14 protein-coding genes are annotated in these 13,476 nt (G+C 40.8%); 12 read left to right on the forward strand and 2 right to left on the reverse strand.

Annotation, left to right across the window (positions count from 1 at the left end):
• Positions 1–91: 91 nt before the first annotated feature.
• The 5 genes from ilvC to BM021_RS04245 all read left to right on the forward strand — a co-directional run bounded on the left by ilvC (position 92) and on the right by BM021_RS04245 (position 5,038).
• Positions 92–1,108 carry a ketol-acid reductoisomerase gene (ilvC, locus tag BM021_RS04225; RefSeq protein WP_090719206.1) on the forward strand — a complete coding sequence of 339 codons (1,017 nt, stop codon included), beginning with the start codon at positions 92–94 and terminating at the stop codon, positions 1,106–1,108.
• A 65-nt stretch (positions 1,109–1,173) separates the two neighbouring features.
• Positions 1,174–1,818, forward strand: a complete 645-nt coding sequence (locus tag BM021_RS04230; RefSeq protein WP_090719207.1) for a phosphatidylserine decarboxylase — start codon at positions 1,174–1,176, stop codon at positions 1,816–1,818.
• A 147-nt stretch (positions 1,819–1,965) separates the two neighbouring features.
• Positions 1,966–2,739, forward strand: coding sequence for a CDP-diacylglycerol--serine O-phosphatidyltransferase (gene pssA, locus BM021_RS04235; protein WP_090719208.1), 774 nt, complete (start codon positions 1,966–1,968; stop codon positions 2,737–2,739).
• A 236-nt stretch (positions 2,740–2,975) separates the two neighbouring features.
• A complete protein-coding gene (locus BM021_RS04240) occupies positions 2,976–4,508 on the forward strand; it encodes a 2-isopropylmalate synthase (RefSeq protein WP_090719210.1) in 1,533 nt (510 codons plus the stop codon).
• Between the two features lie 47 nt (positions 4,509–4,555).
• Positions 4,556–5,038 carry a TlpA family protein disulfide reductase gene (locus BM021_RS04245; RefSeq protein WP_090719213.1) on the forward strand — a complete coding sequence of 161 codons (483 nt, stop codon included), beginning with the start codon at positions 4,556–4,558 and terminating at the stop codon, positions 5,036–5,038.
• 25 nt (positions 5,039–5,063) lie between these two features.
• Here BM021_RS04245 and BM021_RS04250 read toward each other — a convergent pair whose 3' ends face one another.
• Positions 5,064–5,666: a lytic transglycosylase domain-containing protein gene (locus BM021_RS04250; RefSeq protein WP_090719215.1), complete on the reverse strand. Its 603-nt coding sequence runs from the start codon at positions 5,664–5,666 to the stop codon at positions 5,064–5,066.
• Positions 5,654–7,363, reverse strand: a complete 1,710-nt coding sequence (locus BM021_RS04255; protein ID WP_090719217.1) for a proline--tRNA ligase — start codon at positions 7,361–7,363, stop codon at positions 5,654–5,656. The genes BM021_RS04250 and BM021_RS04255 overlap by 13 nt, the downstream gene beginning before the upstream one ends.
• Before the next feature lie 196 nt (positions 7,364–7,559).
• On the opposite strand from BM021_RS04255, the gene BM021_RS04260 reads away from it, so the two are divergent.
• The 7 genes from BM021_RS04260 to BM021_RS04290 all read left to right on the forward strand — a co-directional run bounded on the left by BM021_RS04260 (position 7,560) and on the right by BM021_RS04290 (position 13,467).
• Positions 7,560–8,126, forward strand: a complete 567-nt coding sequence (locus BM021_RS04260; RefSeq protein WP_090719219.1) for an RNA pyrophosphohydrolase — start codon at positions 7,560–7,562, stop codon at positions 8,124–8,126.
• A 139-nt stretch (positions 8,127–8,265) separates the two neighbouring features.
• Positions 8,266–9,258 (forward strand): cytochrome-c peroxidase, encoded by a 993-nt coding sequence (locus tag BM021_RS04265; RefSeq protein ID WP_090719221.1) that lies wholly within the window; start codon positions 8,266–8,268, stop codon positions 9,256–9,258.
• Positions 9,259–9,494: 236 nt separating this feature from the next.
• The gene (gene hfq, locus BM021_RS04270) at positions 9,495–9,740 is read left to right on the forward strand and encodes an RNA chaperone Hfq (protein WP_090719223.1); all 246 of its coding nucleotides are present in this window, start codon (positions 9,495–9,497) and stop codon (positions 9,738–9,740) included.
• Positions 9,741–9,762: 22 nt separating this feature from the next.
• Positions 9,763–10,935 carry a GTPase HflX gene (gene hflX / locus BM021_RS04275; RefSeq protein WP_090719225.1) on the forward strand — a complete coding sequence of 391 codons (1,173 nt, stop codon included), beginning with the start codon at positions 9,763–9,765 and terminating at the stop codon, positions 10,933–10,935.
• 22 nt (positions 10,936–10,957) lie between these two features.
• Positions 10,958–12,136, forward strand: coding sequence for an FtsH protease activity modulator HflK (hflK, locus tag BM021_RS04280; protein ID WP_090719227.1), 1,179 nt, complete (start codon positions 10,958–10,960; stop codon positions 12,134–12,136).
• On the forward strand, positions 12,137–13,021 hold the full coding sequence (hflC, locus tag BM021_RS04285; RefSeq protein WP_090719229.1) for a protease modulator HflC: 885 nt from the start codon (positions 12,137–12,139) through the stop codon (positions 13,019–13,021).
• Between the two features lie 260 nt (positions 13,022–13,281).
• Positions 13,282–13,467, forward strand: coding sequence for a DUF2065 domain-containing protein (locus BM021_RS04290; protein ID WP_090719231.1), 186 nt, complete (start codon positions 13,282–13,284; stop codon positions 13,465–13,467).
• The last annotated feature ends 9 nt before the right edge of the window (positions 13,468–13,476 follow it).

Here is a 13,476-nt window from a genome sequence, read left to right on the forward strand (position 1 = left end):
GTAAGTAACCGGAGCAATCGGTTTTTTCTAAGCAAGATATTTTCTCTATTGCCTGCCTGTTTCTGTCTTAATTTTGTTGAAAAGGAAAATAATGAAAGTTTTTTACGATAAAGATGCAGATCTATCTCTTATTAAAGGAAAGAAAGTAACGATACTGGGCTATGGCTCGCAGGGACATGCACATGCTAATAATTTAAGCGAGTCGGGGGTGAAAGTTACTGTTGGTTTGCGCAAAAGCGGAGCATCTTGGAGTAAAGCAGAGAAGGCTGGTTTAACGGTTATGGAAGTATCCGAAGCTGTTAAAGACGCAGATGTTGTAATGGTATTGTTGCCTGATGAACAGATTGGATCAGTATATAAAAAAGAAATTGAATCAGGGTTGAAGAGAAATGCTACATTGGCGTTTGCCCATGGTTTCAGCGTTCATTACGGACAGGTAACACCACGTGAGGATCTGGATGTTATCATGATTGCCCCTAAGGGGCCTGGCCATCTGGTACGTTCCACTTATTTACAGGGGGGCGGTGTCCCCTCGCTGATAGCCGTCCATCAAGATAAAACAGGCAAAGCACGGAATTTAGCGCTCTCTTATGCGGCTGCTAATGGAGGTACTCGAGGTGGTGTGATCGAAACCAGTTTTCGGGAAGAAACTGAAACAGACTTGTTTGGTGAACAGGTTGTGTTATGTGGAGGTCTAACTGCATTGATTCAAGCTGGTTTTGAAACGCTGGTGGACGCAGGTTATGCACCTGAAATGGCTTATTTCGAGTGTTTGCATGAAGTTAAGTTAATAGTGGACTTGATTTACGAGGGCGGGATTGCGAATATGCGCTATTCTATTTCCAATAATGCAGAATATGGCGATGTGTCACGTGGTCCACGTATCATTACTGACGAAACACGTGCTGAAATGCGTAGAATTTTACGCCAGATTCAGACAGGCGAATATGCTCGGGAATTTATTCTAGAAAATCAATCTGGAGCGCCAATGCTTAAATCCAGTCGTCGTATCGCGTCTGAACATCCGATTGAACAGGTGGGTGCAAAGTTGCGAGATATGATGCCATGGATCAAGAAGAATAAACTTGTTGACCAAGTGAAAAACTGAAAAATTATTTTTCTATACTTAAACTCTGGTTCTCTCATTTTTAAGTTTTTTGTTGTAATTTGTTTATGGCCCATTATCCTCATCCTATTATTGCTCGCGAAGGTTGGCTCCATATCGGGATAGCATTTGCTATTGCATCTGGTGCAACATTATTAGTGGATTGGCTCTGGGCAATCCCATTTTGGGTGATTGCCTTGCTCGTTTTGCAGTTTTTTCGTGATCCGCCGAGAGAAGTTCCCTCCAACCGTAATGCGATATTGGCACCTGCTGACGGTAGAATTGTTGCGGTGGAGACGGTTCAGGATCCTTATCTGGAGCGAGAAGCTATTAAGATCAGTGTATTCATGAATGTGTTTAATGTCCATTCTAATCGCAGCCCAGTCGATGGTATAGTGCGTGACAAATGGTATTTTCCCGGAAAATTCATCAATGCAGATTTACCTAAGGCTTCTCTGGAAAATGAGCGAAATGCCCTGTGGATTAAGGCAGATAACGGTGCTGATGTAACTTGCGTGCAAGTGGCAGGCTTTGTTGCCAAGCGTATTATCTGCCATGTATCTCCAGGTGATCGTTTGGAACGAGGACAACGTTTTGGTTTTATTCGATTTGGTTCGAGAGTAGATGTCTATCTGCCGTTAAGTGCCCAAATTAACGTCAATATTGGGGATAAGGTATCAGCGACTCTGACCGTCTTAGCAGAGTTTCGGTGATAAGGTTAATTAAAAAGAACCATATTTTTCTATCTAAAGCGTCGGAATTTCTTCAATAACGGCTCTGTATTATGATTATCATAAAACCTTATATGATCTATTAGCTTATAAAGATTATTATCAGCTCTTTCTTTTTAGATACCTATAATGCCTGATCCTTTACCAGAACGTATCGTACTTAAGCCTCGACTGCGGCGTCGTGGTATCTATTTACTACCTAACTTATTTACTACTGCCGCGTTATTTGCTGGATTTTATGCAGTCGTGCAGGCGATGAATGGAAATTTCGAATACTCAGCGATAGCCATTTTTATTGCTATGGTGTTAGATGGATTGGATGGTCGTGTTGCGCGGCTTACTGGCACTCAAAGTGAGTTTGGAGCAGAGTACGATAGCATGTCGGATATGGTTTCTTTTGGAATTGCACCCGCATTGATTGTCTATGAATGGGCTTTGAAAGAAATGAATCAATGGGGTTGGATAATCGCATTTATTTATTGTGCATGCGCAGCTCTACGGCTGGCCCGATTCAATACCAATATAAAAGTAATTGATAAGCGTTTCTTTCAAGGTTTACCAAGTCCCGCTGCAGCTGCCTTGATTGCTGGTCTTGTTTGGGTGACGCTTAACTTTCAGATACAAGGAACCGATATCAAGTGGTTAGTTTGCATCATAACTTTATTTGCTGCTTTGACTATGGTCAGTAATATTCCTTATTACAGTGGTAAAGAAATCAATTTGCGCCGACGAGTACCTTTTTTTACTATCATATTGTTAGTATTGTTCTTTTTTGTTTTGATCCCCAGTCATCCGCCAGTAGTATTATTTTGTTTATTTGCAGCTTATGCGCTTTCTGGCATTTTTATTAAGTTATGGCGATTCGGCAGAAATAAAAGAAATAGTGAAGTATCTGGTTCTTGACCATTTTCTATTGCACAAAAAGAGAAAACTATTTATATTTCGCCACTATGTTAGCAAGAAACCATATAAATTCACTATATCTTCTGCTTTTGGCACCAATGGTTTTATTGGCGCTGCTATTGCGCCTCGCGCGCTAAACTAAAAATTAATTCTTCCTTTTATTTCTTTCAAACCTATAAAATTCGATAAACGAGTTTTATCATACTTTAAGTTTTCTTCCTAATGTGGAGAACATAATGCAAGAGCATTTAATTATTTTTGATACCACCTTGCGTGATGGTGAACAGAGTCCTGGAGCATCCATGACTAAAGAAGAAAAAGTACGCATTGCGTGGCAGCTGGAACGTATGGGTGTGGATGTGATTGAGGCAGGTTTCCCAGCAGCTTCGAATGGAGATTTTGAAGCTGTCAAGGCTGTTGCTGACTCGGTTAAAGAAAGTGTAGTATGTGGTTTGGCGCGCGCAATTGAGGCTGATATTCAACGTACAGGTGAAGCATTAAAAGGAGCGCAATCAGCACGCATCCATACATTTATTGCGACATCACCGATTCATATGAAGAAGAAGCTGAGAATGTCGCCTGAGCAAGTAATCGCGCAAGCTGTGAAAGCTGTGAAATGGGCGCGTCAATACACCGATAATGTTGAGTTTTCTCCGGAGGATGCCGGTCGTTCGGAACTGGATTTTTTATGCCAGATACTTGAAGCTGTGATTGATGTCGGTGCAACCACGCTGAATATCCCAGATACGGTCGGCTATACCATGCCAGAGCAATTCGGTAAGCTAATCCGTGACTTGCGTGAACGTATCCCTAATTCTGACAAAGCAATCTTTTCAGTTCATTGTCATAACGATTTAGGGCTGGCTGTAGCCAATTCACTGACTGCAGTTATGAATGGTGCACGGCAGGTAGAATGTACTATCAATGGTCTCGGAGAAAGAGCAGGCAATGCTTCGCTGGAGGAAGTCGTGATGGCTGTCCGCACGCGTCAGGATTATTTTCCTTGTGACACAAGAATCGATACAACGCATATCGTATCAGCAAGTAAGCTGGTTTCCGGTATTACTGGTTTTCCTGTACAGCCCAATAAAGCAATTGTGGGAGCTAATGCCTTTGCGCATGAATCAGGCATTCATCAAGATGGGGTGTTAAAACATCGTGAAACCTATGAAATCATGCGTGCGGAAGATGTGGGCTGGAATGCAAACAAATTATTGCTGGGAAAACACTCAGGGCGTAATGCTTTTCGCAACCGCCTTATGGAACTGGGCATTGAATTAGAATCCGAGAAAATGCTCAATAGTGCTTTTATGCGTTTCAAGGAATTAGCGGATAAAAAACATGAAATATTCGATGAGGATTTGCACGCATTGGTTTCGGATGAGGTATTGGTATTGCAGGAATGTTACCGGTTAATATCGCTAACTATTCATTGTGAAACAGGTGAAATTCCCTACGCTCACATAGTAATTTCCGATAATGGTAACGAAATGCGCGCTGAGTCTCAGGGAAGTGGCCCGGTAGATGCGACTTTCCGGGCGATAGAAACACTGCTGACCAGTGGTGCCGAGTTACAGTTATTTTCAGTCAACAATATTACCAGTGGAACAGATGCACAAGGGGAAGTAACCGTTCGGTTGCGTAAATCTGACCGCATCGTTAATGGACATGGAGCGGATACGGATATTGTTGTAGCTTCCGCAAAAGCCTATTTGAGTGCATTAAATAAACTTTGTAGCAAACTGGAGCGTGCTCATCCACAAGTATAGGGAAAGCGGAAAAATTGATACGTTTTAAATAGAAGCGCTACGATAAGATGATGAAGCATACATTAGCAGTATTATTTTGTGTGGTAGCTTTATCGTTGAGTGCCCAGGTACAAGCATTTCAGTTCCAGGATGCAACGGGAAAAATTCATAAGCTTGCAGACTATAAAGGGCGATGGGTGCTGGTTAATTTCTGGGCAACGTGGTGCCCACCTTGCCTGAAAGAAATCCCTGATTTAATTGCCTTGTATGAGAACCGTAAGGATGTCATGGTGATTGGTGTGGCAATGGATTTTAGCGATCCACAGGTGGTTATGGATTTTGTACAATCGATGTCAATTACTTATCCCATCGTTTTAGGTAATCGAAAAATTGCTTCTCAACTGGATGAGATCTCGTTATTACCCAGCACTTATTTTTTTGATCCGGATGGGAAGCCAGCAGCGCGTCAACTAGGTATTATTTCGCGTGAAAGTATAGAAAAGTTTATTGAGTTAAACTCGACTAAGAAAAGCGTTACGAGTGCTCGATGACGATGGTGAGCTTGGATTAAATAGCCTAACTATTAGGAAAAGATGCATTATACCGCCAAGTGCTCAACCACTTATCGAACACAAGCTGTGGATAGGTAGCTTCGCCCAGACTGCCATTATATCGACCAAGGGCACGAAAATAGTCACCTTTTTCGATATCAAGATAATGGCGCAGAATGGTGCACCCGTAGCGTAAATTTACGCGCAGATGAAAAAGATTGTGATCCCGATGGCCTATGGTTTCAACCCAGAATGGCATCACTTGCATATAGCCACGAGCACCTGCATGTGAAACGGCGTATTTCTTAAAACCACTTTCAATTTGAATAACACTTAATACAAGCTGTGGATCCAGTCCTGCGCGGGTTGCTTCATAGTAGACTGTTCTGAGAAATTCTTCCCGTTCGATGATATCGGGCATGAATTTTTCCAACCGTCGGCTCATAACAACAAGCCAAGTAATGCTGTCAGATACTGCTGCATATTCTGCGTATGAAACTGGGTGATCACTGGTTTCATGCAATACGATGGTTTGAGTGCTGGCAGCCAGCTGTTCATAATACAGGTTATTGGCTTGCAGGAAACTGGAGAAGAATAACAAAAAGATCGTACAGATTAATTTTTGCATATCTTATTGGTGATAAATGAAAAAATTTCATCCACAGGTATGGCTTGCGAAGCTTGGTCCTTCCGCCCCTGATATTCAATTACCGATTGTTTAAGTCCGCGTTCACCAATCACAATCCGATGTGGAATACCTATTAGCTCCGTATCAGCAAACATTACCCCAGGCCGTTCATCTCGATCATCTAAAAGTACTTCGATTTGAGCATCAGTGAGTTGTTGGTAGAGTCTTTCCACAGTATCTTTTACAGGGGCGCTTTTCTGTAAGCCAATCGGTATGATAGCAAGCTGAAAAGGAGCCATTGCAGTCGGAAAAATGATGCCGCGCTCATCGTGGCTTTGTTCAATGGCAGCAGCTACAATGCGTGAGATGCCGATACCATAGCAACCCATTTCCATGTATTTCGTTTGACCAGATTCATCAAGATAACTGGCTTTCATGACTTCAGAATATTTTGTACGCAGCTGAAAAATATGGCCTACTTCAATTCCACGGCAAATTTCTAGTTTTCCTTTTCCATCTGGAGAAGGATCGCCTGGAATGACATTCCGGATATCGAAAATATGCTCTGGTATTTTCAGATCGCGATCAAAATTCACATGAGCCAGATGAAAACCTTCCTCATTCGCCCCACAAACAAAATTACTCATATTGATAACAGCTTGATCAGCAATTACACAAGCTTTTGAACCAACAGGGCCGATATACCCGGGCACAGTTCCCATTGCTTGCAGAATATCTGCTTCGCTTGCCATTTCAAATTCAGATAAAAAGGGTATTTTCCTGATTTTCAATTCATTAAGCTGATGATCACCGCGTAGCAATAATAAAAATAGTTTATTATTTGCTTTTACTGCTAGGGTTTTTATAGTTTTTTGTAATGGGACTCCGAGAAACTCGGCAACTTCCGCGCAGGTTTTTTTATTGGGTGTCGATATTTTTTGCATGGCACCTTCTGGTTGATCTCGTTCCTGCTGCGGTATTCGTGAACTAGCCAATTCAATATTGGCGGCATAGTCTGAATCCGGACAAAATGCAATCGCATCCTCACCGGATTCTGCCAATACGTGAAATTCATGCGATCCACTGCCTCCTATAGCACCGGTATCAGCGGCTACTCCACGAAATTTTAATCCAAGGCGTGTAAAGATCCGACTATAAGTTTCATACATGAGTTGATAAGTTTGTGCCAAGCTATCCGCATCAGTGTGAAATGAATAGGCATCTTTCATCAAAAACTCTCGTGCTCGCATGACACCAAAACGTGGTCGAATTTCATCCCGAAATTTAGTTTGTATTTGATAGAAATTGAGTGGTAATTGACGATAACTTTTAATTTCTTTGCGCGCTATATCGGTTATAATTTCTTCATGCGTTGGACCGAAACAGAAATCATGCTCATGGCGGTCTTTGATTTTTAGCATTTGCGGACCGAATACATTCCACCTGCCAGTTTCCTGCCATAACTCTGCTGGTTGTATAGCAGGCATCAGAACTTCTATAGCATCGCTATTATTCATTTCTTCGCGAACCACATTTTCTATTTTTCGTAACACTCTTAAACCCAGCGGCATCCAAGTATATAGGCCGCTGCCAAGGCGCTTGATTAGCCCGGCACGTAACATTAGTTTATGACTGATGAGTTCGGCTTCGGTAGGTGCCTCTTTGAGAGTGGAAATAAAAAATTGCGAGACGCGCATGAGTGAATCCATTATGATAATAAAAGTAGCAATTTTACCTTGAATAAATAGTAAAGTGCGGATACATAAGTGCAGATAGTCTGCCAATGATAGGCAGAAGCTATAACGAAAGTATGGATTTTGTTTTATAAGACCCTTTCAATCTATAGTAAAGTATGAAAAAATTCATGTTTGATGGGTCAAATGAGTAATTAACATGATTGACCGTAATGGGTATCGCCCCAATGTTGGTATTATATTGCTGAATTCAAAAAATGAGGTTTTCTGGGGCAAGCGTATTAAACAGAATTCTTGGCAATTTCCACAAGGGGGTATTAAATCAGGAGAGAGTCCTGAGCAAGCTATGTATCGGGAATTAACCGAGGAGATAGGATTACATCCAAATCATGTTGAAATTGTTGGGCGTACGCGAGATTGGTTGCGATATGAAGTACCGGAGCGGTGGATACGCCGTGAGTGGCGTGGGAATTACAAAGGACAGAAGCAGATCTGGTATTTGTTGCGCTTAATAGGACGCGATAGTGATGTTTCATTACGCAAAAGCGCACATCCAGAATTTGATGCGTGGCGCTGGAATCAATATTGGGTCGAGTTAGACTCAGTTGTTGAATTTAAACGTAAAGTTTATAAGCAAGCATTAACAGAGTTATCGTATTTATTGAAAACGAATCTATGTCGAGGTAATAGGTATTATGATAAAAAACATCCGATCAAAAAAGCAGAGAAAATTATTTTGACTAATCAATTGGAAGTTAATGAATAATTGAGTTAAAAGTTCTATATTGTATAAAATAGCTGAACGTGTGAATTACTCCGTAATTTTTTATAAGATTCCCTTTGTGGGTGTTTCATCAGGCGTAATCGGCTGCGCCATTACAGCCGTTTTTTTAGGGAGAATACCGATGAAAATACGCACACTAGTTGCGTCGCTGCTATCGATTGGTGCTTTTGTCACTTCGATGAATATTTCAGCCAATGAGCCTATCCAGCCTATTAAACCTCCAAAAATTGAAAATCCTGATATGGTTGAGCTGGGTAAAATGTTATTTTTTGATCCTCGCTTATCTAAATCTGGCTTTATTTCATGCAACTCTTGCCATAATCTGAGTATGGGAGGGTCGGACAATATTCCAAGTTCTATCGGGCATAAATGGTTTGAAGGACCTATTAATGCACCAACGGTATTAAATTCCAGCATGAGTTTATCGCAATTTTGGGATGGACGTGCTAAAGACTTAAAAGAACAGGCGGGTGGTCCGATTGCAAATCCAGGTGAAATGGGCTCTACTCACAAAATAGCTGTTGATGTAGTACAGTCTATTCCTCAGTACCGTGCCCACTTTAAAAAGGCATTTGGAACAGATCAAGTTGATATTGATCGAATAACCACCGCAATAGCTGCTTTTGAAGAAACGCTGGTTACACCAGGTTCACGCTTTGATAAGTGGTTGGAAGGTGATAAAGAAGCCTTAAATCAGCAGGAGCTTGAAGGATATGCATTATTCAAGAGTAGCGGCTGCGCTGGTTGCCATAATGGGAAAGCTGTGGGCGGTGCACTATACCAGAAGTTTGGCGTCTTTCATCCTTATGAAACAAAAAGTAAAATAGAAGGCAGAAAAGGGGTAACTGGAAAAGATACTGACTTAAATGTTTTCAAAGTTCCAACTTTGCGTAATATCGAATTAACTTACCCCTATTTTCATGATGGCGCGGTAGCAACACTAGAAGAGGCTGTTAAAATAATGGGTAAAGTGCAATTAGATCGTGATTTTAATAAGAAGGAGATTGATAGTATTGTCGCTTTCATGAAAACGCTGACAGGTGAGCAGCCTGATATCAAATTACCTATACTTCCACCTTCTAACAATAATACTCCAAGACCTGTACCGTTTTAACGAAAAATCTCGGGAGCTTGCTCCCGAGTTATAATAAGGTTATTGTTGTTACTAAGCAAATAAATTGTTTGATTGGAAGGAATATCGAATCAATTTAAGCTTGGTTGTCTGTAAATGCTCGAGGTAAAAAATAATACAGATGTTTTGCAGCATTATGCAATCTAGTGTAGATTTACGTTAAAAAATAAAGTAAAGTCACTATTCCGATAACTAATAATTAGAATAGGGAATTACCTATGGGTAACAAGGGACAGTTACTGCAAGATCCATTTCTCAATATATTACGGAAAGAACATATTCCCGTATCAATATATTTAGTAAATGGTATTAAATTACAAGGACAAATTGACTCGTTTGATCAATATGTGGTGCTGTTGAAAAACTCAGTTACGCAGATGGTATACAAACATGCAATTTCTACAGTGGTACCCGCAAGAGCGGTTACTATGCCGATTGAATCAGTGGAAGCACATGATACTTAATTCCTGAATATTTTATTCAGGCATGCATACATTCAAAGCGGTAAATACAGCAATTTTAGTTAGTCTCGATTTTGGCAATGGAGATCATTTTGATCGTTTGCAAGAGCTGCGGCAGTTGGCTAGCAGCGCTAGGCTTGAGGTTTTAGCAGTAATTGAAGGAAAGCGTTCTCGTCCTGACCCAACAACCTATATTGGAAGCGGCAAAGTTAGTGAGTTATTACAAGTAGTAACGCAAACCCAAGTTTCACTTATTATATTTAATCACGATTTATCACCAGCGCAGCAGCGTAATTTGTCTTTACGTTTGAATTGTAACGTTATTGATCGTACAAGTTTGATTTTGGATATCTTTGCTCAGCGCGCTAAGAGCTATGAAGGAAAGCTACAGGTAGAGCTAGCGCAGCTTGAGCATCTTGCGACTCGGCTTGTACATGGATGGACGCATCTTGAACGACAGAAAGGTGGGATTGGTTTACGAGGTCCTGGTGAAACCCAGCTAGAAACAGATCGTCGGCTAATCAAAAAACGAGTCAAATTACTAAAAGAAAAATTATTGGCTCTTCAACGTCATCGTAATATTCAAAGACGATCAAGACGACGCACACAAGTGCTGTCAGTATCCATTGTCGGATATACCAATGCAGGAAAATCAACCTTATTTAATAAACTAACGCGTGCACAATCATATGCCGCCGATCAGTTATTCGCTACATTGGATACGACGACACGGAAACTATACCTTGCTGAAGGCGAGTCAGCTGTGATTTCAGATACAGTAGGATTTATCCAAGAATTGCCGCATACACTAGTGGCAGCTTTTCGTGCGACACTTGAAGAGACTGTTCAGGCTGATCTGTTGCTTCACGTGATAGATGCTAGTAGTCCCAGTCGGGATGAGCAAATTGAAGAAGTAAATAAAATATTAAAAGAAATCGGTGCTGATACCATTCCTCAAATTCTAATCTTGAACAAGATTGACTTAACTGATTTGTCGTTAGGCGGCAAAGGTTGCGTGCGCGATGAATATGATAGAATATCACGTATTCGTTTAAGTGCAAAAACTGGTGAGGGAATAGAATTTGTAAGGCAAGCATTAGCAGAAGCAATTGTAGAAAACTCCAAGAAACTGCACGAGAAAACTAAAGATATTAAGAAAATAATTGGAGGTTGTGCTACGGTACAAGGACTTTTTTGAACGAACAAAAACAGGAATTATTATGGGATTAAATGATCCACAGTGGGGTAAAAACAAAGGGGATTCTGGTCCACCAGATTTGGACGATGTGTTACGTAATGTCAACAAAAAGATTAATAGCATTTTTGGACAAAAAAAAAGTGCCGGAGGCGATGAAAGCCCCCGTGATAAAGGACCTAAACAACAAAGTGGCAGTAATATTGCATTGATTCTGGGATTGCTACTGCTAGTATGGCTAGCGAGTGGGTTTTATATCGTGGATGAAGGGCATAGAGGAGTAGTGCTGCGCTTTGGCCAATATGTTGAAACTACACCGGCTGGTTTGCGGTGGCACTTACCTTACCCTGTTGAGAAAGTAGAAATAGTAAATGTCAGTCAAGTTCGTACCGTTGAGATTGGTTACCGTAATAATGTAAGGAGCAAGGTACTCAGAGAATCACTGATGTTAACCGATGATGAGAACATCATTGATATTCAGTTTGCTGTGCAATATATCTTAAATAATCCAGAGAACTTCCTTTTTAAAAACAGAAATCCTGATGATGCGGTTTTGCAGGCTGCGGAAACTGCGATTAGGCAGGTAATTGGTAAAAGTAAAATGGATTATGTTCTTTATGAAGGTCGTGAGCAGGTGGCTGCTAAAGCAACGCAGCTGATGCAAAAAATTTTAGATCGATATGAAATAGGGATCTTGATCAGCAAAGTGACGATGCAGAACGCACAACCGCCAGAACAGGTTCAGGCTGCATTTGATGATGCAGTGAAAGCTGGACAAGATAGAGAGCGGCAAAAAAATGAAGGTCAGGCTTATGCAAATGACGTGATTCCAAGGGCTGTGGGTAATGCTGCTCGACTGATTCAAGAATCTGAGGGGTATAAACAGCGCGTGATCGTGAGTGCAGAAGGTGATGCCAAGCGTTTTGAACAAATCCTCGTGGAATATAGCAAAGCACCTAAAGTAACTCGAGAACGGTTGTACTTGGATATGATGCAGCAAATTCTTGCTAATACCAGCAAAATTATGGTTGATCAGAAGAATGGCAATAATCTGTTGTACTTACCGTTAGATAAATTAATTCAAACGACTGGATCTACATCTGCTTCACCTGTAACGGTACAGCCGTCAGCACAGGAACCAATACCTGATAGCAGTGTACGGACACGGGAGTCGTTTCGTAGTCGTGAACGGGAGATTAGATAAATGAAGAATTTTATATCAGTTTTTGCGGGTATCATTATTGCCATATTTTTTCTAGGTAGCTCAGCTATTTATATTGTAGATGAGAGACAGCAGGCAATTCTGTTTCAATTAGGGGAAGTGATTGATGTTAAGACCAGCCCCGGCTTATATTTCAAAATTCCTTTGGCACAAAATGTACGTTATTTTGAGAAACGTATTCTGACAATGATGACGGAGGAGCCTGAACGTTTCATTACTTCAGAGAAAAAGAACGTTTTAGTGGATTTGTTCGTGAAGTGGCGTATTGTAGATGTCAAACAATACTATATCAGTGTACGCGGTGATGAAAGCTTAGCACAAACGCGTTTAGCGCAAACGATAAATGCTAGCTTACGCGACGAGTTTGGTAATCGTACTGTTCATGATGTTGTTTCAGGTGAAAGGGATGTCATTATGGAAATCATGCGTCAGAAAGCAGATGCTGATGCCCGTTCGATTGGAGTGGAAGTTGTGGATGTGCGCCTGAAACGTGTCGATTTGCCACAGGAAGTAAGTGAATCTGTTTACCGGCGTATGGAAGCAGAACGTAAAAGAGTAGCCAATGAGTTACGTTCTACTGGCGCAGCTGAATCAGAAAAGATTCGTGCAGATGCGGATAGGCAACGGGAAGTGATACTGGCAGAAGCGTATCGTGAAGCTCAGAAAACCATGGGTGATGGCGATAGTCAGGCGGCTGCAACTTATGCAGTAGCATTTCAGAAAGATCCGGAATTTTACGCTTTCTGGCGGAGTATGGACGCTTATAAGCAATCATTTAAAAACAAGGCTGATATGATGGTTCTCGAACCAACTTCTGATTTCTTTAAGTATTTGAAAGATCCTACTATTATTAATAATAAAAAATAACTAGGAGTTAGACTGAATAAGTAATAGGTATTACTCAAGGATTTTCGGAAAATTTTATAGCTTTAAAATATAAAATTATTCCTGAATCTAGATCTAGACCTATATTGCAGTAAGACTATGTAATTTTATTTTGTATTGATTCATGAAGGGGTTCTGGAAATCGCAGTTATTTTTATACTCGATTACAACAGAACCTCTAATTTTTTGTGCTTATTCTTCGAAGATAGAATGAGTAATTGATTAAGCAGGAGTTGTTGTTTATGTGGGAAACTTTTCTGATTGCGATTGCGTTGATGCTGATTTTAGAAGGAATGCTGCCATTCTTATCTCCCCAAACTTGGCGAGAAGCATTCAGAAAATTAATTGATGCTAATGATAATCAGATACGCTTTGTAGGACTGACTTCGATGCTAGTTGGGTTAATGCTGCTTCTTATCGTAAGCTAATGTATTTCC

Origin of the sequence: Nitrosomonas sp. Nm166 (assembly GCF_900112825.1) — a bacterium.
Taxonomy (GTDB): Bacteria; Pseudomonadota; Gammaproteobacteria; order Burkholderiales; family Nitrosomonadaceae; genus Nitrosomonas.

What these genes read in the sequence shown, in the direction of transcription:
- ilvC (WP_090719206.1), top strand. Translation starts at nt 92, where the DNA reads ATGAAAGTTTTTTACGATAAAGATGCAGATCTATCTCTTATTAAAGGA.
- BM021_RS04230 (WP_090719207.1), top strand. Translation starts at nt 1,174, where the DNA reads ATGGCCCATTATCCTCATCCTATTATTGCTCGCGAAGGTTGGCTCCAT.
- pssA (WP_090719208.1), top strand. Translation starts at nt 1,966, where the DNA reads ATGCCTGATCCTTTACCAGAACGTATCGTACTTAAGCCTCGACTGCGG.
- BM021_RS04240 (WP_090719210.1), top strand. Translation starts at nt 2,976, where the DNA reads ATGCAAGAGCATTTAATTATTTTTGATACCACCTTGCGTGATGGTGAA.
- BM021_RS04245 (WP_090719213.1), top strand. Translation starts at nt 4,556, where the DNA reads ATGATGAAGCATACATTAGCAGTATTATTTTGTGTGGTAGCTTTATCG.
- BM021_RS04250 (WP_090719215.1), bottom strand. Translation starts at nt 5,666, where the DNA reads ATGCAAAAATTAATCTGTACGATCTTTTTGTTATTCTTCTCCAGTTTC.
- BM021_RS04255 (WP_090719217.1), bottom strand. Translation starts at nt 7,363, where the DNA reads ATGCGCGTCTCGCAATTTTTTATTTCCACTCTCAAAGAGGCACCTACC.
- BM021_RS04260 (WP_090719219.1), top strand. Translation starts at nt 7,560, where the DNA reads ATGATTGACCGTAATGGGTATCGCCCCAATGTTGGTATTATATTGCTG.
- BM021_RS04265 (WP_090719221.1), top strand. Translation starts at nt 8,266, where the DNA reads ATGAAAATACGCACACTAGTTGCGTCGCTGCTATCGATTGGTGCTTTT.
- hfq (WP_090719223.1), top strand. Translation starts at nt 9,495, where the DNA reads ATGGGTAACAAGGGACAGTTACTGCAAGATCCATTTCTCAATATATTA.
- hflX (WP_090719225.1), top strand. Translation starts at nt 9,763, where the DNA reads ATGCATACATTCAAAGCGGTAAATACAGCAATTTTAGTTAGTCTCGAT.
- hflK (WP_090719227.1), top strand. Translation starts at nt 10,958, where the DNA reads ATGGGATTAAATGATCCACAGTGGGGTAAAAACAAAGGGGATTCTGGT.
- hflC (WP_090719229.1), top strand. Translation starts at nt 12,137, where the DNA reads ATGAAGAATTTTATATCAGTTTTTGCGGGTATCATTATTGCCATATTT.
- BM021_RS04290 (WP_090719231.1), top strand. Translation starts at nt 13,282, where the DNA reads ATGTGGGAAACTTTTCTGATTGCGATTGCGTTGATGCTGATTTTAGAA.